The sequence below is a fragment of the Acinetobacter sp. TY2 genome (assembly GCF_046269225.1).
GTDB lineage: Bacteria > Pseudomonadota > Gammaproteobacteria > Pseudomonadales > Moraxellaceae > Acinetobacter.
Genome location: NZ_JBJZOR010000041.1, coordinates 1 through 17,263, shown reverse-complemented (window position 1 = coordinate 17,263; position 17,263 = coordinate 1). Strand labels below are relative to the sequence as shown.

At 37.4% G+C, this 17,263-nt stretch carries 20 protein-coding genes and 1 pseudogene; 13 read left to right on the top strand and 8 right to left on the bottom strand.

The window, feature by feature from the left end:
* From tolA to pal, 3 genes are all read left to right on the top strand, one after another.
* On the top strand, positions 1–492 hold a 492-nt coding region (tolA, locus tag ACK1JC_RS16365), incomplete at its 5' end, for a cell envelope integrity protein TolA (protein WP_409512906.1).
* A gap of 200 nt (positions 493–692) precedes the next feature.
* On the top strand, positions 693–1,976 hold the full coding sequence (gene tolB / locus ACK1JC_RS16360; protein ID WP_409512905.1) for a Tol-Pal system beta propeller repeat protein TolB: 1,284 nt from the start codon (positions 693–695) through the stop codon (positions 1,974–1,976).
* 120 nt (positions 1,977–2,096) lie between these two features.
* Positions 2,097–2,666: a peptidoglycan-associated lipoprotein Pal gene (pal, locus tag ACK1JC_RS16355; protein ID WP_409512904.1), complete on the top strand. Its 570-nt coding sequence runs from the start codon at positions 2,097–2,099 to the stop codon at positions 2,664–2,666.
* A 100-nt stretch (positions 2,667–2,766) separates the two neighbouring features.
* Here the strand turns inward: pal and ACK1JC_RS16350 are convergent, their stop codons facing one another.
* From ACK1JC_RS16350 to ACK1JC_RS16340, 3 genes and pseudogenes are all read right to left on the bottom strand, one after another.
* The gene (locus tag ACK1JC_RS16350) at positions 2,767–2,934 is read right to left on the bottom strand and encodes a DUF5713 family protein (RefSeq protein ID WP_409512903.1); all 168 of its coding nucleotides are present in this window, start codon (positions 2,932–2,934) and stop codon (positions 2,767–2,769) included.
* Positions 2,935–3,014: 80 nt separating this feature from the next.
* Positions 3,015–3,110 (bottom strand): annotated as a pseudogene (locus ACK1JC_RS16345) (hypothetical protein); the annotation flags it as partial.
* Positions 3,111–3,201: 91 nt separating this feature from the next.
* A complete protein-coding gene (locus tag ACK1JC_RS16340; RefSeq protein ID WP_409512902.1) occupies positions 3,202–3,396 on the bottom strand; it encodes an NF038105 family protein in 195 nt (64 codons plus the stop codon).
* A 175-nt stretch (positions 3,397–3,571) separates the two neighbouring features.
* Between ACK1JC_RS16340 and ACK1JC_RS16335 the strand changes: the two genes are divergently transcribed.
* The 8 genes from ACK1JC_RS16335 (at position 3,572) to ACK1JC_RS16300 (ending at position 8,494) form a co-directional block, all read left to right on the top strand.
* Positions 3,572–4,546, top strand: a complete 975-nt coding sequence (locus tag ACK1JC_RS16335) for a class 1 fructose-bisphosphatase (RefSeq protein WP_409512901.1) — start codon at positions 3,572–3,574, stop codon at positions 4,544–4,546.
* A gap of 97 nt (positions 4,547–4,643) precedes the next feature.
* Positions 4,644–5,420 carry a TrmH family RNA methyltransferase gene (locus ACK1JC_RS16330; protein ID WP_409512900.1) on the top strand — a complete coding sequence of 259 codons (777 nt, stop codon included), beginning with the start codon at positions 4,644–4,646 and terminating at the stop codon, positions 5,418–5,420.
* A gap of 163 nt (positions 5,421–5,583) precedes the next feature.
* Positions 5,584–6,198, top strand: a complete 615-nt coding sequence (locus tag ACK1JC_RS16325) for an RNA polymerase sigma factor (protein WP_409512908.1) — start codon at positions 5,584–5,586, stop codon at positions 6,196–6,198.
* On the top strand, positions 6,191–6,514 hold the full coding sequence (locus ACK1JC_RS16320) for a hypothetical protein (RefSeq protein ID WP_409512899.1): 324 nt from the start codon (positions 6,191–6,193) through the stop codon (positions 6,512–6,514). The genes ACK1JC_RS16325 and ACK1JC_RS16320 overlap by 8 nt, the downstream gene beginning before the upstream one ends.
* Complete coding sequence (locus tag ACK1JC_RS16315; protein WP_409512898.1) at positions 6,504–6,911, top strand: DUF3106 domain-containing protein; 408 nt, start codon at positions 6,504–6,506, stop codon at positions 6,909–6,911. Before ACK1JC_RS16320 ends, ACK1JC_RS16315 begins: the two co-directional genes overlap by 11 nt.
* A 774-nt stretch (positions 6,912–7,685) precedes the next feature.
* A complete protein-coding gene (locus ACK1JC_RS16310) occupies positions 7,686–7,931 on the top strand; it encodes a DUF4139 domain-containing protein (protein WP_409512897.1) in 246 nt (81 codons plus the stop codon).
* The gene (locus ACK1JC_RS16305) at positions 7,897–8,136 is read left to right on the top strand and encodes a hypothetical protein (protein WP_409512896.1); all 240 of its coding nucleotides are present in this window, start codon (positions 7,897–7,899) and stop codon (positions 8,134–8,136) included. Before ACK1JC_RS16310 ends, ACK1JC_RS16305 begins: the two co-directional genes overlap by 35 nt.
* A 67-nt stretch (positions 8,137–8,203) precedes the next feature.
* The gene (locus tag ACK1JC_RS16300; RefSeq protein WP_409512895.1) at positions 8,204–8,494 is read left to right on the top strand and encodes a hypothetical protein; all 291 of its coding nucleotides are present in this window, start codon (positions 8,204–8,206) and stop codon (positions 8,492–8,494) included.
* A gap of 165 nt (positions 8,495–8,659) precedes the next feature.
* On the opposite strand, the gene rnk is transcribed toward ACK1JC_RS16300, so the two are convergent.
* The 3 genes from rnk to ACK1JC_RS16285 all read right to left on the bottom strand — a co-directional run bounded on the left by rnk (position 8,660) and on the right by ACK1JC_RS16285 (position 11,927).
* Positions 8,660–9,067, bottom strand: coding sequence for a nucleoside diphosphate kinase regulator (gene rnk, locus ACK1JC_RS16295; RefSeq protein ID WP_409512894.1), 408 nt, complete (start codon positions 9,065–9,067; stop codon positions 8,660–8,662).
* A 167-nt stretch (positions 9,068–9,234) separates the two neighbouring features.
* Complete coding sequence (gene glyA, locus ACK1JC_RS16290; protein WP_409512893.1) at positions 9,235–10,488, bottom strand: serine hydroxymethyltransferase; 1,254 nt, start codon at positions 10,486–10,488, stop codon at positions 9,235–9,237.
* A 215-nt stretch (positions 10,489–10,703) separates the two neighbouring features.
* Complete coding sequence (locus ACK1JC_RS16285) at positions 10,704–11,927, bottom strand: lipase family protein (RefSeq protein ID WP_409512892.1); 1,224 nt, start codon at positions 11,925–11,927, stop codon at positions 10,704–10,706.
* A 300-nt stretch (positions 11,928–12,227) separates the two neighbouring features.
* Here ACK1JC_RS16285 and ACK1JC_RS16280 point away from each other — a divergent pair, with 300 nt between their 5' ends.
* Positions 12,228–12,929, top strand: coding sequence for a putative quorum-sensing-regulated virulence factor (locus tag ACK1JC_RS16280; protein WP_409512891.1), 702 nt, complete (start codon positions 12,228–12,230; stop codon positions 12,927–12,929).
* 86 nt (positions 12,930–13,015) lie between these two features.
* Positions 13,016–13,648 carry a hypothetical protein gene (locus ACK1JC_RS16275; RefSeq protein ID WP_409512890.1) on the top strand — a complete coding sequence of 211 codons (633 nt, stop codon included), beginning with the start codon at positions 13,016–13,018 and terminating at the stop codon, positions 13,646–13,648.
* Between the two features lie 142 nt (positions 13,649–13,790).
* Here ACK1JC_RS16275 and ACK1JC_RS16270 read toward each other — a convergent pair whose 3' ends face one another.
* Positions 13,791–14,987: a putative solute-binding protein gene (locus ACK1JC_RS16270; protein WP_409512907.1), complete on the bottom strand. Its 1,197-nt coding sequence runs from the start codon at positions 14,985–14,987 to the stop codon at positions 13,791–13,793.
* A gap of 266 nt (positions 14,988–15,253) precedes the next feature.
* Positions 15,254–17,263 (bottom strand): cadherin-like domain-containing protein (locus tag ACK1JC_RS16265; RefSeq protein WP_409512889.1); only part of this gene is annotated, 2,010 nt, incomplete at its 5' end.

Below are 17,263 nucleotides of genomic sequence, written 5' to 3'. Positions count from 1 at the left end.
ACTCGTGATGCACAAGCTGCTAAAGACAAAGCCGCTAAAGACGCCCAAGCAAAAGCTACTCGTGATGCACAAGCTGCTAAAGACAAAGCCGCTAAAGACGCTCAAGCAAAAGCTGAACGTGATGCACAAAATGCCAAAGATAAAGCTGCGAAAGAAGCTGCTGAACGAGAATCTTCTGCTGAAAGGGCTGCACAAGAAGCTGCAAAAAACAAAGCTGATGCGAAAAAAGTGGCTGGTAATGCAGTTGCAGCATTTAAACGTAAAGTAGAAAGTAGTTGGAATCCACCAGATAAACCTGGTGAAACAGCAAGTGTATCCGTTATTTTAGACAATAATGGTAATGTTACGAATGTATCAGTCAATGCTTCAGATCCTGCGGTCAAAGCATCTGCTGAAAAAGCAGTTCGTGCGGCTGCGCCCTACCCAATGCCTGATGATCCTGAAGCACGAAAACAAGCACGATCATTTAAAACATTATTACGTGTGAAATGAATATAAAAACTCTCTGCTCAAGTAGGGAGTTTTTATAATTTTCTGCATAATTTGGGGTATAAATAACTGAACATTCATATAAAGAATATTCTTCATTCATTTTCACTTCATAATTACATGCTTTATATAGATTAAAATCATGTCTTCATGCTACAAAGCTTACACTGTTAAAAAACCAATATTTGAGTACACAACAACCCATGAAAATGATGCATAAACATTTTTTAGGATTGGCAATGATTGCAGCTATCGGACCTGCACTCATCAGCACTGCCAATGCTCAGCTTTATTTTGAAATTGCCAAAGCACCTGAACGTGCACCTAAAATTGCAATTATTCCTTTTAGTAATGACCAAGCGATTTATCCTGTCGTTGAACAAGACTTAAACCGCTCAGGACGTTTTACCAGTGCCTCAAAAAATCTACCTGCAACAGCAAGCCTAGACAATGTCAATGCTGAAGCATGGAAAGCGGCAGGTGTACCTTATGTGGTTTTAGGTGATTCAAAACAAAATGCTGATGGTACATTCTCTGTACGCTACCAATTGTATGATGTAGAAAAACAAGCTTTTTTACTCAATGAATTACTTACTGTACCAGCATCACGTATTCGTTCTGCAGCACACATGATCAGTGATGCAATTTATCAAGCACTAACTGGAATTAAAGGTGATTTTAGCGGACGTATTGCGTATGTACTTCGTAATCCTGCAACACCTGAACAGCGTTATACCTTACAAATAGCAGACACAGATGGTGAACAGCCAAAAACAGTGCTGAGTTCTCGTGATCCGATTTTGTCCCCTGCATGGACACCAGACGCTAAAAAAATTGCTTATGTTTCATTTGAAACCAAACGCCCTGCCATTTATGTACAAGATTTAGCCACGGGGACACGTGAAAAATTAGCTGGTTTTAAAGGCTTAAATGGTGCCCCGAGCTTCTCCCCTGATGGAAAATCTATGCTGTTCACAGCATCCATGCATGACAACCCTGAAGTATATCAAATGGATCTCGCCACTCGCCAAGTTAAGCGTATGACTGTCGATAGTGCCATTGATACTGAAGCACGTTATGCACCCGATGGTAAATCTTTCATTTTCACATCTGATCGTGGTGGCTCTGCACAAATTTATCGTTATAACTTTGCTGATGGTTCAACCAAACGATTAACCTTCCATGGTGCATTCAATGCGCGTGGTAGCTTAAGTGCTGATGGTCAATATGTCGCTTTAGTGCATCGCCCATCTGGTAGTAACTATAAAGTTGCGATTCAAGAAATTTCGACTGGGGTAACCAATATTTTAACCCCTACAAGTCTAGATGAGTCGCCAAGTTTCTCACCCAACGGTCAAATGGTGGTGTATGCCACACGTGAAGGTAATCGTGGTCTATTAGCAATCATGTCAACAGATGGTCGCTTCCGTATGAATTTACCAAGTGAACAAGGTGAAGTTCGTGAACCAGCTTGGGCACCTAAATAATGACTAAACCTAACAACGCATTATTTTTTTCTAAATCAACCTTTTTCTAAATCAACGCACTGAAAGTCATCATATTTTCTACTTTTAGTGAACTATTTAAAAATCGTCATGGAGATGAGTATGAATAAATTGAAATACTTGGCATTGCCACTATTAGCAACAAGCCTTGTAATGACGGGTTGTGCAAATCGTAAACCTGCGGCAAATATTGAAGCAGGAAATACCCCAAATGGCTCAACAACCGTAAGCACCGATGGTCTTAGTGAAGATGCAGCATTGAATGCACAGAACTTAAATGGCGCATCTTCAAAAGGTGTTACTGCTGCAAATAAAGCATTTTTAGCGAAACGTGTCGTTCATTTTGACTATGACAGTAGTGACTTGTCGAATGAAGACTATCAAACCTTACAAGCGCATGCTCAATTTCTCATGGCAAATGCCAATTCACGCTTGGCTTTAACGGGTCACACAGATGAACGTGGTACTCGTGAATACAACATGGCTTTGGGCGAACGCCGTGCTAAAGCTGTGCAGAGCTACCTTGTAACCAATGGTGTCAATGCAGGTCAATTGGAAGCGGTAAGCTATGGCAAAGAAATGCCGATCAATGCTGGTCACAATGAAGCAGCATGGAAAGAAAACCGCCGTGTAGAGCTAAACTATGAAGCTGTTCCGCCATTATTGAAATAAAAGAGATAAAAAAAAATGCTCTAAATTTAGAGCATTTTTTTATCTTTAAAATATTTTTTACAGTGATTGCAGTATGATTTTCAATCTTCTATTTTTCAATTTACCAATCACGAGGTGAAATTAACTCCTCTTGATCTGCGTCAACAAAACCATAACTTTGTGCAATAAAATAAATATCTGAACCTATACTTTCTCTTGCCACTGTTTCAATTTCGCTTTCCGCTTCATCAAAAGCATCTTGTAGAACATTGATGTGTTCTGTTGCCACATGTGTAAATATATATATAACGCATCTAAATTTTGTGGTTTTTGTGATTCAATTTGTTGACATAAATCCAATAAAGTTTGTTTCAGTTGATCTACTAAGTGCTTAGGAAAATAAGAATCTTGATATATATCGGCTAAAAAGGAATGCGACAAGATAATTGGATTTTGAATCGACATATTTTTCTCAAAATTTATAACGTTAAATATCTAAATACTGTAAAAATATCCAAGTAAAAAACTTTCAATTTTTATATTGATTAGTTTTCAACTAATTCGTAGATTTTTCTGTAACTTCCTGTTTAGGAAGCACCATCGAATCAATCAAATCATGTTTATTGAACTCTTTAAACTCAGGTTTTGCTTGGTATTCTTTCCATGCATCCTTAACATTTTCCGCACTGATATTTTTTAAATCAATACCTTCACTTGCAGTTGGAGTCGCTTCAAACTTTGCTGTTGTCATTGTAGTACTCCCATAAATGGTTGTTTTAATATTTAACATAGCACGTTAAAAAAGACTTTCAAGTGTAAAATCGCGACAAATAACACAGGATGATTTTTATTTTGTGCCGAACTCATCTAAAATGGTCGGATTCTTTAATTTGTTAGAAATTTATCGCTTTTGGAGCACCTCTGATATGTCATATCGCACATTATCCCAATTCTTAGAACAACAACAAGGGAACCTGACACCAGAACTTGCTGATGTTATTGCAACCATTGCAGATACTTGCAAACGGATTGATCAACTTTTGCAAAAAGGTGCACTTGCGGGTGTATTAGGAAGTGCACAGCATGAAAATGTGCAAGGTGAAGAGCAAAAGAAACTTGATGTAATTTCAAATGATTATTTAATTGATGCATTACAAATCAATAAAAATGTGGGTGGTTTAGCATCTGAAGAGCTTGATGAATTTACCCCTGCGCAAGAAAATGGTAAATACTTGGTTTTATTTGATCCATTAGATGGTTCAAGCAACATTGACATTAACATGTGTGTGGGTACAATTTTCTCAATTCTTCCTGCAAAAAATGCAGTAACACAAGCCGAAGATTTCATGCAAGCGGGAACTCAACAAGTTTCTGCTGGCTATGTTCTTTATGGTCCATCAACCATGATGGCACTTACTGTTGGTGCAGGTACAGTATTCTTTACTTTTGATCCTGAAACTCAAGAATTTTTACTGACTTCTGAAAGCATTCAAGTCGCTGCCGACACTAAAGAATATGCGATTAATGCTTCAAATCAACGTCATTGGGAAGCTCCAGTAAAACGTTATATTGAAGAACTTCAAGCAGGTAAAACGTCTATACGAGAAAAAGATTTTAATATGCGTTGGGTGGCATGTATGGTGGGTGATATTCACCGTATTCTATGCCGTAGCGGTATTTTCTTATATCCATACGATACCAAAGATCCGCAAAAAGCAGGTCGTCTCCGTTTGATGTATGAAGCAAACCCAATGAGTATGCTAATGGAACAAGCAGGTGGCGCATCAAGCACAGGTCGAGTACGTATTTTAGAAATCCAACCAACAGAACTTCATCAACGTGTTCCTGTCGTTATCGGTTCTAAAAATGAAGTTGAGCTTGTGACAAGCTATCACAACTAATTTTCGCTTATTTACTCTCTTGCTTTAAGGGAGTAGTCCATTTCTGGGGTTGTTGCCAATAGCACAACCCCAACTTACTTTTCATGGATACACTCCCATGCCTACTATTTTTCTTGAATCTCGAGATAACCCAAAAATTAAACACTTACGTGCTTTAATTGAACAAAATACCTATCGTAAAAAACAAGGTCAAACTGTTCTTGAAGGTACACATTTGACCCTTGCTTGGCTTGAAAAAGATCGTATAATCAAGTCCATTTTCACGACTGAACATGCACTTTCCCATCCAGATTTTGAAGAAATTTTTTCAAAATATACGGGTATTGTTTTTGTACTGAGTGAATCTTTATACAAAGATTTGAGTACTTTAGGCACATCACTCGCTTGTTTAGCCATTGTCGACTTACCTCATTCAACAGAAGCACTTAACTTCACAGAAGACACACTTATTCTTGAAAACATTCAAGATCCTGGCAATGTTGGCACACTTTTACGTTCCGCTGCGGCAGCGGGTATTGATCAAATTGTGTGTACTAAAGGTTCTGCATCTTTATGGTCGCCTCGTGTACTTCGTGCAGGTATGGGCGCACATTTCTCGTTAAATACATATGAAAATGTTGTTCTTGAAGACATTATTAAGCAATTTAAAATTCCTGTATATGTGACTAGTTCCCATGAAGCTGAAAGCCTTTACAGCAAAAGTCTACGTAAACAATGCGTATGGATTTTAGGTAATGAAGGTCAAGGTGTATCTGATTTTGCGATGAAATATGCTGAAGCTGTCAGCATCCCACAGCCAGGCGGACAAGAATCACTCAATGTTGCGGTTGCAGGTTCAATCTGCTTCTTTGAAATGGTACGTCAACGTCTATAATTTAGTTAATTTATTTTAATAAACATATCAAATGTTGTTAAATCATTTAAACTGATAAAAATAATTACTGAACCATGTCAACCCACCATGTATTTAGAACGTTATATAGGCAACGATCTTAAATTAAAATGGTGGGCAACCCATGACGGGATTTTCCATCTCTATGGACTTAGCACCAAAGAAACAGTCTGATCTAGCGAGCACTCAAGTGAGTACCGCGGAACATCGCCTGAAGTATTTCATGCAAGATGTGACAGGTCGTGCCTTGGTGATGATGGAAAGTGCAACACAGGGTCACAATGGCATTGCTATGGATTTAGTACAGGAAGCCTTTATTTCTCTTCATAAATCTTATGCAGAAAAAAGTACCGATGAATGGTATCCCCTGTTTTACACCATTTTAACCAATAAATTACAAGATTGGCGTCGTAAAGAAGCCCGTCGAGCTTCACCTTTTTCACTGTTTCGTAAAGTAAGCTTAGACAGTGACGATGAAGAAGCTATGGATGTCGTGGATGAATCTACCCCCAATCCATTACAATTTTTAGATCAAGCTTTGGCTGTCGAAGAAATTCAAGATGCCATTTCTCGTTTACCTGTGCGTCAACAACAAGCCTTTATGCTCCGTGCTTGGGAAGGTTTCGATACTCAGACGACTGCACAGATCATGGATTGTTCGGAAGGTAGTGTAAAAACCCATTATCATCGAGCGATACAAGGTTTACGCTCATCTTTAGCGCATTTAAATCCAAATATGGGAGGGTCGTCAGATGAATAACGATAATTTCACAAAAAAAGTGACTTCCAAACTAGACCAACTTGCTTCACATCATCGCAATAAAGCTGTGGTGATGCACAATGTTTTAGATCATATTCATGATAAACCATCATCATTTTTCAGCGCTTGGAAAATGACAGGTTTTGCTTTGGCTGCAGCATTGACAGGTTTTGTAGTTTTGCCGATTGTTTTTGATACCAATGAACAACCACAAAATCAACATGTAATTGTGAACCCAAAACTCTCTCCACAGATGATGGAGGATTTGGATATGTTAACGGCGTTTGGTGAGGATAAAGCATCTCATGGCAGCTAAAAAATTAGTTTTAGCCTTTTGTGCAATCAGCTTTTTACAAACTAGTTTTGCAGGTTTTGAACGTTTTTGGATTTTTTCTAAAGATGCAAATACCTCTGCCAATGAAAGTTGGGAATCTTTATCTGAAGATGAACAGCGTGCTCTGATTAAACGTTATCAGAACTTAAAAGAAATTCCCGAAGCCCAAATTATTGCACTACAACAACGTATGGATTGGTTCAACCAATTACCTGAACCGGAAAAGCAAAAAATGCGCGAAGTGTGGCAACAAATGAGCTCTTCTGAACGTAATGAGATGCGTAATAAAATTCAGAAAGCAACCTCTACTGAACAAAAAGCAGAGATTAGAGAAGTTTACTTTCAAAAATATTTACAAGTCAGTACTGCAATTCAATAAACAAGAGCCATCGGGAATGATGGCTTTTTTGTATCACTTAAAAATGATTGATTATATGTGTTATCGCGCATTATTTTTAGGCTATTTCACTCAGTCATTTTAAATATAATAATTAAGCGATTTATAACAGCTTCAGTTTCAATCTGTACAGGTACTTTATTTATCCTTAGAATCTCTTTTATTCAATTAATTTCAAATATAAGTTCTGAGTAATGAGAATGAAAAACTTCCATTAATTTTAATAAGTTTTAGTATATTCAGTACACAATATAGTTTTGCACTAAATCTTTCTGAATCCCCGATTCAACAAATAACGCTTTACCCAAATATGGCAAAAATTGAAGGGAGTATTCCTGTACAAGCGGGTGAACAGCCCGTAGGTTATGAATCATCACAATTACAGAAATAAATCGAATTAACAGAACTCAAAATATCAGAGCAAAACTCAATTATACGAGCTGCTGAATTACAAAATAAATTTTTGGTAATGTCAAAGAAGGCGCTACGGATAAAGTACGCAAAAAACCTATGATGCTTTTTTGCTATTGATCGAGCTAAAAGTGAAAAGGTAAAATTAGAACAACGCCTTTCTGAGCTACAGTAAGAATTATACAATATTGGCGATCATCAATTTAATCAACGTAGTTTAAAGTTTTATGTCAATGCACCACAAAAAGGTGAAATAAAACTTAGCTATATGGTGCCGTATGCACGTTGGCAACCAATGTATAAAACCGAACTCATAACCAAACTAAGCAAGTCAAACTCACTCACATGGCGATTATTGCACAAAAAATAGGGGAAGATTGGAATAATGTTAAATTAACATTATCGCCTTCTAGGCCGAAAAGTTATACTCAACAAATGACACCAATGGGATGGTGGGTTGACTATTATCAGCCTGAAACTTCACGTATTTATGGCAATACAACTATAGTTGAAGCAGCACCTGCACCTATTATGGCTCGAATGAGCAAACAAATAGATGAAAGTAATAATCCCCCAATTTCCGCAATTTGAGGGAACAGATTTAAATTTTAGTACTGAATTCCGTTCGGAAACCAAAGCTTCAATTAATAGTAGTAGTCAACAAATTTTCCTACCCCTGAGTGCAAATCAATATACGGCAAAAATTTCTGTTTGGGTCATTCCACGCCAAAGTCAACAAGCGATTTTGAATGCTGAAATACCAAAATTAGATAATATTTGGCCATCACATCGTTAAATTATATCGAGATGGCGACTATATTGGACAGCGTAATTGGTCAAATACTAGTGCAGATACAGTTCAAATGAATTTTGGTCAAGATGAACAGATTCAAGTCAACATTATTGATTTAAATGACATTCAAAACCCTGCCCGCTCTCAATCCGAAACACAGCAAAAAAACAGTTATAGCATTGAAAATTTGCATAATTATCCTGTCGATTTAACTGTATTTGAAGCTGAACCACAAAGCCGAAATCGTAAACTTACAGCACAAACTCGTTATAGTATTGAACCCCTGCCACATCTTGGAATGGTCAACCCAATATCAACCAATGGAATATCCAATTACAACCCAAACGGAAATTTGAACTGAATATTCAACATGACTTTAAATATCCAAGCAAAGGTACTACGAGTGGTTTTTAATCGTTAAAGTAAATAAAAAAAGCCATCGTATAACCCATCCGATGGCTTTTTTAAATCCGATCGATTTCAATATTTATATATTTAATTTTGAGCTTTATAAAAATTTAAAATTTTACAAATAGTTGCCTTCACGTTCAGGTTGATAAAGCACTTTTTCAATTTTTACTTTCATCATATGACCATCAGGCTGTGGCCACTCAATGTCTTGCCCTTCTGATAAACCTAAAATTGCAGCGCCAATCGGAGCAATAATATTCACCTGCCCCTTCTCACCTTTAAAATCGTGTGGATAAACCAAAGTGATTTCTGTCGATTCTGTTGCAGGTGCAATGGTAATCAATACTTTTGCATTCATCGTTACAACATCAGTTGGAACATTTTGTGGTTCAACAACTTCTGCACGCGCCAACTCATCTTCCAGATGTTTCATAGTCGGTGTTAGTACAGTCTGATGCTCTAGCATCGTTTCAAGACGATGCAAATCTTGCTCAGAGATAATAATATTTGGTTTACTCGCCATCAACCTGATTCCCTTGCATTTTATGTTATTAATGAAGTGTCAAAATTCGACCATTCATTATAGATATTGCTCTGTTATAGCAGAAAAATTATAGATTGAGTAATCATCTTTGTTTTTCTTCATCTATAAAAAAAGCTCCCTTGAGGGAGCTTTCTCAAATCATTGACTTATTTTGCGTATACTGGGTATTTAGCACATACAGTTTCAACTTTCGCTTTCACTGTATTAATTACTGCTTCATCACCTTTCGCATCAAGGATATCTGCAATCCAACCAGCCAAGTCACGCACTTCAGTTTCACCGAAACCACGAGTCGTTACTGCAGGTGTACCAATACGGATTCCTGAAGTTACAAATGGAGAACGTGGATCATTCGGTACTGAGTTTTTGTTCACAGTAATGTGAGCAGCGCCTAACCAAGCATCAGCTTCTTTACCTGTTACATCTTGTTTGATCAAAGACAAGAGGAACAAGTGGTTTTCTGTACCACCAGAAACAATATCGTAACCACGAGCGATTAATACTTCAGCCATTGCTTTAGCATTAATAACAACTTGTTTTTGATAGGCTTTATATTCAGGTGCCATTGCTTCTTTAAAGCAAATTGCTTTCGCAGCAACCGCATGAACCAAAGGACCACCTTGGTTACCTGGGAATACAGCTGATTGTAATTTTTTCTCGATTTCTTCGTTTGCTTTTGCAAGGATTAAACCTGAACGTGGACCACGAAGTGTTTTATGTGTAGTCGTTGTTGTTACGTCAGCAATTTTTACTGGGCTTGGATATACACCAGCAGCAACTAGACCTGCAACGTGAGCCATATCTACAAATAAGTAAGCGCCAACTTTATCTGCGATGTCACGGAAACGTTGCCAATCAACAATTTGGCTGTATGCAGAGAAACCAGCCACGATCATACGTGGTTTATGTTCTACAGCTAAACGTTCAACTTCTTCATAGTCAATTTCGCCAGTTTCTGGGTTTAAGCCATACTGAATTGCATTGTATGTTTTACCAGAGAAGCTTACTTTTGCACCGTGAGTCAAGTGACCACCGTGAGCTAAGCTCATACCAAGTACTGTATCACCAGGGTTAAGAAGCGCTAAGTAAACTGCTGAGTTTGCTTGTGAACCTGCGTGTGGCTGAACGTTTGCATAATCAGCACCAAAAAGTGCTTTAGCACGGTCAATTGCAAGTTGTTCAATGATATCAACATACTCACAACCGCCATAATAGCGTTTGCCAGGATAACCTTCTGCATATTTGTTAGTCAGTTTTGACCCTTGAGCTTCCATCACTGCTGGTGAGCAATAGTTTTCAGAAGCAATAAGTTCGATGTGCGCTTCTTGGCGAGCATCTTCTTGAGCAATTGCCTGAGCAATTTCTGGATCAAATTCAGAAACGGAGATATTGGCGAACATTAGCGAGGTCCTATGAAATTAGGGCTTTTAAGCCGTGCTAAGATTGCGCGTATTGTAGCATGAAGTTTCTGATTAAACAGAATGAAGTTTCTCCTGTTTTAAATAAAAATAACGCATGTAATAATCACATGCGTTATTTATTAAACAATGTCAAATATGAATTTGAATAAATATAACTTCTTTGAATCTAAAAGCTTTTAAAAAATTGTGGTAACTTACTTCGACAACATCTCTTTGGCATCAAAAACTATATTATCAATATTAAGTGTATAGGCAGTATTGTGATTCCACTCTGCAGTTTGAATATAATTAATTTTTGTACCCAATTTTGTCGCATCGCCAATTAAAGTATCCGTCGCCACTTTCGGAACAGTCGTATCTGCACTACCCTGATAAATCGTAATTGGGGTTGTCACAAGTACAGACAAAGGTTTTGATTCCGTATCAATAAATGTTTTCACTACAGGTAAGCTGAGGAAATTTGGTACAGTCCGTGGATAGCCTGTCAACGTCTTGTTAATTGCAGCATATTGCCCCATCGCTTGACCAAATAAATTACCTAAATCTTCAGCACAAACAGACTCAGCTTGTGCAGCAATTTTATCAGTTGGTTTTTGGAAAACCTGACTATAATCTGTCGATGGATGTGGATTTTTAAGACCTGCTGCAATGAGTGCTGTATAAGTATCGAGTTGAGCATAAACAGGAATTTGTATATCTGGTGTCGAACCAATGACAGACAATTCACCACCTTGTAAAATCATGCCTAAATTGGATGCAGGAGCAACGGCAACAGTACCCTTATAGTTCAAATTGGCACGTGCCGCATATTGTGCTGCACCTAATGCAGCTTGCCCGCCTTGCGAATGTCCAATCGACATCCACTTAGAAGATGCCTTTGTACCTAACCATTGATGCGTTGCAACGACCGCATCTGTAATAGAATAACCTTCACTTTTCACATTTAAAAATGGATGAATCTCTTTACCACTTGGTTCACCTAAGCCTTCATAATCAGGTGCAACGACAACAAAACCTTCTGCCAAAAGTTTAGCAATCATGCCTTGAATCGCTGCGTTCATTTCATTACGACTCGGTGCACAAATATCTGCTACGCCTGTTGTTCCATGTGCCCAAGCAACAATCGGCCAACCACCTACAGGCGCTGCGGTACGTGGTGTAAAGACCATGGCATTGGCTTGCACTTCTGTACCATTTATGCCTTTCATTTTATAGGTCATTACTACACTATCGCCTGCAATGGCTGACATATCTGTTTTGGTATACGCAGTTGTTCCCACGACAGGATTCTTAATGGTATTGATATCAGATGTATTGGTCGGTGGTGTTGATGAATCATCATGATCATTACTATCATTACACGCTGTAAGTAATAATACTGAACTTGAAAGTAAAACCGTCAGTAAATGCTTTTTCATTTTATCGTCCTTGATTGGTGTTATTTTTCATGGATTCGCTTTTAATGCACTACGGCACTCTTGTATAAAAACTACCCAAAATATTGTTTTACTGCAAGATATTTTGTTCATTTTTACAAATATTTCAAAAACCAATCTATGCTCTCTCCCCTCCATTTATATTACGTCATTTTCAGGCATCAGCATTTTTATATTCCTTATTGAAAGCCTAAATATACCTCAAATATTGGAAAAGATTGAATCCCATCGTGCTGAGTTGTACATTAGAACGATTCATTCGCTTCGTTCTAGGACATTTACATGCAAGCCATTATTCTCGATACCGAAACCCATACGCTAAATGGCTTACCCATCGAGATTGCCTACGCACCTATTGAAATTGAAAATGCCAAACTCAGTTTAGATCGTGAAAAAATGTTCGATCAGCTTTATAGCATTGGAGATGAAAAAATCTCTTGGGGCTCAATGGCGGTGCATCATATTTTAGAGTCTGACTTAGAGAATCAACCAAATTTTTCGAGTTTTGAATTACCGACTGAAACCCAATATATCATCGGTCACAATATTGATTACGATATACGTGCCATTCAACAATGCGGTATCGATACTTCACACATTAAAGCCATTTGTACTTTGGCCCTTGCTCGATTGGTTTGGCCTGATGCTGAAGCGCATAATATTTCTGCACTGATTTATATGATTAGTAAAGGCAGTGACAAAGCTCGCCAAATGCTGAAAGGTGCTCACCGTGCCGATGCCGATATTATTTTAACTGCTAATATTTTAATGCATATTATTCATCGTTTAAATATTCAAAGCATTGAAGAACTTTATGCTGTTTCAGAAGATGCTCGTATTCCACGTACTATTACTTTTGGTAAACATAAAGGTACCGCGATTGCAGAATTACCAAAAGATTATATTCAGTGGCTCATGCGCCAAGATGAACTCGACCCATATTTACGTAAGGCTTTAGAAAACGCAAACCTAGTCACACTTTAAAATATTGATTTGTAATAAAAAGTTCATACTAGTGTAATTTTTACCCATTAAGCTCATCTGATTTAACCCTAGGGATAAATCAGACTATGGATCATTATCAAAAAACAACGATGGGCATACAAGCATTGCGGGAACGCAATTTGAACCTAAATGCCCGTCAACGCCGTTTATTGGTTCTGATTGGTACGCGTGATTTTACCTTGTTAAATTCGCACTTAAAGCAAAAGCTTGCCACCCCTGAATTATTACAACAACTTGAAACAATGGGGCTAATTACTCACCCACATTTATCAAGCAATAAACAAATAGATTCATCACAGCAAAATTTAAAAAATAATTCCCCTTTACTCAATCTTTCTTTGGAAGAACCGTTACCCATTTTAGATATAGAACAACCTGAACCGATTAAACCCATTCAAAAAAATGCATTTCTAAATGTAGAAAATTCTTCGTTAAGAGATGTCCAATTTCATTCGCAATTTTCCATGCTCAAATTCGATGAAATTCAGCACTTAATGATTAACTTACTTCAACAACATTGTGGACTTATGGCAAAACAACTTATTCAAAAAATTAAAGATTCAAATACGCCAAAATGTTTAAAACACTGTCAAATACAGTGGCTCACGACCTTACAAGAATCAAAAATTGATCCATCACAATTAAATCAATGCTTACAGCAAATCAATCATGCACTTATTCATATCGTCAAATCTTGAATTTTCATAAAAATGATTCATAAAAAGCCACATACTTCTTTAAAAATATGGGGTTAAACGAATGTCTATTTTTATCGCAGAACCCTTCAAATCATCATTAATTTTGCTTTGATCGATGAAATTTGTGTTTTATAGAGCCGTGTTATTCATCATTCAAAGCACATTCAAAACTCGATGGATTTTGATTACAACGAATTTTTTTCAAAATTTTCATCATTGCAGGATCATAAAACCCTTCTTTAGTCATTTGAATACGGGCTTCACGCATGATTTTAATATAACCCGGTTTATCGGCTTCACGAATATCCATCCAATATTTTGCAGGAATATCTTTTTCCATTTTATCAACAAATTGAAATGCAGGAGTTAACTGTTTAGAAATCATTTCACGTGCAATCGGTCCCATGCCTGCTGGGAATTTATTGCGGTGCATAATCAGAGTACCTGTCACTTGAATCAGCGGAAATTTAATAATTCCACCCACGACATTGCCATTTTTATCGGTCATGCCTTTATGCAACTCAAGCGGTTTAAACAATAAAGATGGACCTGCCATAATATCGACTTCTTTATTGTTAAATTTACCGCCTACAGTCAGTAAATCGACTGAAACGGGCTGTGCACCGACATTCTGTACCAATTTTTTCTGAGTACCATCAAAGTTCATGACCGCCACCTTTTTGCCCGCAGCTTTCGATAAGGTATCAATTTTACGGTCATTAACCATAATATATGCTGCACCTAACGGTACAATCCCTACCACCTCATAGTCTTTATTGACCATTTTGGCATCGAATTCTGGACGTGCTAAGACCTGCATCACTGCGGTCAATTGTTTATAGTTTTGCACCGCACCAATCGCATCAATACTACCCACAAATGGATTGAACTGACGGGCACGAATATTACTAATGCCTGCACCATCACAGCGCTTACTACGGAAATCTTCAGTCAGTACACGTTCATCGGTATATACTTTAAGCTTAATATCTGTTGATGCCGTTTTTTTCAGTTTTGGATAACTTAAATCGATGTGCATTTGTAACTTCGATGGTCGAGTAATTTTCATGTCGACACCGAAATCTTTTGCCACTTGTGCAATACGTGGTAACTCACTGATATAACTCGTCGCCTGTTCAAAGGCTTCACCATTGGCGCCGTCGGGTGAATAAACACAAAGGGTGACTTCTTTCGGAATTTGTTGCCAAATTTTTGGATCATTCATCAAGGTCTTAATTTTTGCCTGTGAATGTGCCGAAAGTGTTAAATCCAACTTAGGCACAGGTGCTGCTTGCGATACGACCGCTATCGTTGACAGTGCAATTGTTGTCGTGAACATTATTTTATATGGAGATGAATATTTCACTGTCTGACTTTTTTGTGCCATTTTTATATCCTTTTTTAATTGTGATCACTGTCCCAGTGTTTATCTAAAAATAATAGATCAGTCTAAAAATTGAATTGGCTTAGCTATTTTTGCTATTGTCAGAAAAGATACTTAAACCAACATTTGTTTGAAAACTTAAAAAACGATCTAAAAAAGGATGTCACAAAATAAAAAGCCCCTTAAGGAGCTTTTTATCATCAATTTATATCAAATCAAAATTAGATAATAATCTGATTATTTTTCAATAAATCATTCAATGTTACATCTGTTGTTTGATGCGTTAAGATCAATAAATCTTGTGACTGATAAGCAGATGCTGCTCCATCACGGTCAATTGAAATAACAGCTTGATCTATATTGGCATCATAATTTACAGAAACATACTCACCTAAATTATTCAGTGTTGCTGCATCTGAAAGTAAAGCTGAAAGATCAATTTGAGCATAAGAACCTACGCTAAAATTATCCTCTATACGTAGTGTATTTCCACCTGTATTTGTATCACTTAATAAATCAAAGATAATATTATCATCTTCAATAGGCATCGCTAAAAGTGCTTTAGCTGCAACACCTGTTGGTGGATACAAAATAATATCAAAATCCGTTTCCGTAGAAGCTTCTGAACCATTTGATTGTTCAGTTGCTGTCGCAGTAACTTTGACATCTAATGTATCTGAAGCACCACTAACAATATAGTTTTTCGGTGCTACAGCAACTAACGACTGACCATTAATGGATAGATCTGTCGTACTGAATTTCAAGATACCATTCGCATCTGCTGTACCGAGTAAGGTACGTGTTCCATCTTGAGCAATTGCATAAATTTGCATTCCCTCAACGAGTCCCTCAAATGCTAGTGAAAGACTTTCTGAACCATCTTTATCATTTAAACCAGTAGATAACAGACCGAGTGAAATGTCTTTACCTACTTCGCCGCTTAAATTGAAATATGGACGATGGAAGCCATACTGATCTTTATCTGCTGCATCCTTTTGAATTAAGTCCGAAACAGTCCATTCCACAGATGAATTTTCACCTTGATAAACTTTATTCATCATATCAATTGCAGTTTTTAAATCAGGGAAATAACTAATTTTATCACCACCAAGATCTTTCAATTGGAAGTCATAATTACCCTCACCTGATTGGTTATGCATATAAAAATCAAATGTATAAAAACCTGATTCTGTTACAGTAAAGTCTTTATTCACACTTGTCGATGAACCACCCCAAGATACATACGCAGGATCATTATTACCAATGATTAATAAACCACTATCATCAGCTTTACCTTGATATCGATAAGTATGTCCAGCTTCTAAATAAACATAACCCTCAATCGCTACGCCATTATAAGTTGGTACATTTCCATTTGATAAGCTGTTCGTTTTCCCTTCACTTATAGCTGGATTGGTTGCTTGATTACTTGTTAAATATTCAAAAACTGTTTTTAAAGTTACATCTGACACACCTGAACCACCACCAGTCAAAGTATGTTTCTTACCACCAATTGTTACTTCTTTAAGATTAGACCAAGTTTTGATATTTAAGTTAACCGTTGCAGGTTCCCACTCAACCAATCCAAATCCGAGATTAGGTTTATCTGCAACAGCATCAACGATTATTTCAATTGAACCATCAGTTGTATGTTTACCATCAGACACACTAAAACCAACATCAGCATAAGTATCACCTGCATTATTTGAAGCTTCATTTGCATCAGGTTCAAATGTTACTTTACCACTGTCAATATCAGCATAAGTTAACTTTTGACCATTAGTAATAGCCACTTTATTACCAGAAGCATTTGTATAATAAAGCGTTCCATCCGTTGGTAGATGAGTAATGGTCACCATTAAGTTCGCATTGGTCGTATTCGCATCTGTTATACCAAAGTGTGCCCATTTCAATACCACCGACTGATCTTCATTTGTGATGACCGACGTTGGATTTACAATTGGTGCAACCGTATCAACAGGGCCTTCTCCCTTTCCGATTAAGCCTGGGTTACCTGTTAAGTCGTCGTATGAACCTGCAGGGACTTCGACTTTTACTGTGCCATCTGTACCTGATGGTACTTGTGCTGTGTAGCTACCATCCGGTTGTTTTTCAAAGATCACCGGGATGTCTTTGCCATTCTCATCTTTTACCGTGATTTTGTCGGTCGTAATTGAATCAGGATCAACATCATCTGGGTAGGTCAACGTAATGTTACCGTCTTCGTCTAC

Bases quoted from the DNA above. Each gene is read 5' to 3' on its own strand.
- tolB (WP_409512905.1), top strand. From the start codon at position 693: ATGAAAATGATGCATAAACATTTTTTAGGATTGGCAATGATTGCAGCT.
- pal (WP_409512904.1), top strand. From the start codon at position 2,097: ATGAATAAATTGAAATACTTGGCATTGCCACTATTAGCAACAAGCCTT.
- ACK1JC_RS16340 (WP_409512902.1), bottom strand. From the start codon at position 3,396: ATGACAACAGCAAAGTTTGAAGCGACTCCAACTGCAAGTGAAGGTATT.
- ACK1JC_RS16335 (WP_409512901.1), top strand. From the start codon at position 3,572: ATGTCATATCGCACATTATCCCAATTCTTAGAACAACAACAAGGGAAC.
- ACK1JC_RS16330 (WP_409512900.1), top strand. From the start codon at position 4,644: ATGCCTACTATTTTTCTTGAATCTCGAGATAACCCAAAAATTAAACAC.
- ACK1JC_RS16325 (WP_409512908.1), top strand. From the start codon at position 5,584: ATGGACTTAGCACCAAAGAAACAGTCTGATCTAGCGAGCACTCAAGTG.
- ACK1JC_RS16320 (WP_409512899.1), top strand. From the start codon at position 6,191: ATGAATAACGATAATTTCACAAAAAAAGTGACTTCCAAACTAGACCAA.
- ACK1JC_RS16315 (WP_409512898.1), top strand. From the start codon at position 6,504: ATGGCAGCTAAAAAATTAGTTTTAGCCTTTTGTGCAATCAGCTTTTTA.
- ACK1JC_RS16310 (WP_409512897.1), top strand. From the start codon at position 7,686: ATGGCGATTATTGCACAAAAAATAGGGGAAGATTGGAATAATGTTAAA.
- ACK1JC_RS16305 (WP_409512896.1), top strand. From the start codon at position 7,897: ATGAAAGTAATAATCCCCCAATTTCCGCAATTTGAGGGAACAGATTTA.
- ACK1JC_RS16300 (WP_409512895.1), top strand. From the start codon at position 8,204: ATGAATTTTGGTCAAGATGAACAGATTCAAGTCAACATTATTGATTTA.
- rnk (WP_409512894.1), bottom strand. From the start codon at position 9,067: ATGGCGAGTAAACCAAATATTATTATCTCTGAGCAAGATTTGCATCGT.
- glyA (WP_409512893.1), bottom strand. From the start codon at position 10,488: ATGTTCGCCAATATCTCCGTTTCTGAATTTGATCCAGAAATTGCTCAG.
- ACK1JC_RS16285 (WP_409512892.1), bottom strand. From the start codon at position 11,927: ATGAAAAAGCATTTACTGACGGTTTTACTTTCAAGTTCAGTATTATTA.
- ACK1JC_RS16280 (WP_409512891.1), top strand. From the start codon at position 12,228: ATGCAAGCCATTATTCTCGATACCGAAACCCATACGCTAAATGGCTTA.
- ACK1JC_RS16275 (WP_409512890.1), top strand. From the start codon at position 13,016: ATGGATCATTATCAAAAAACAACGATGGGCATACAAGCATTGCGGGAA.
- ACK1JC_RS16270 (WP_409512907.1), bottom strand. From the start codon at position 14,987: ATGTTCACGACAACAATTGCACTGTCAACGATAGCGGTCGTATCGCAA.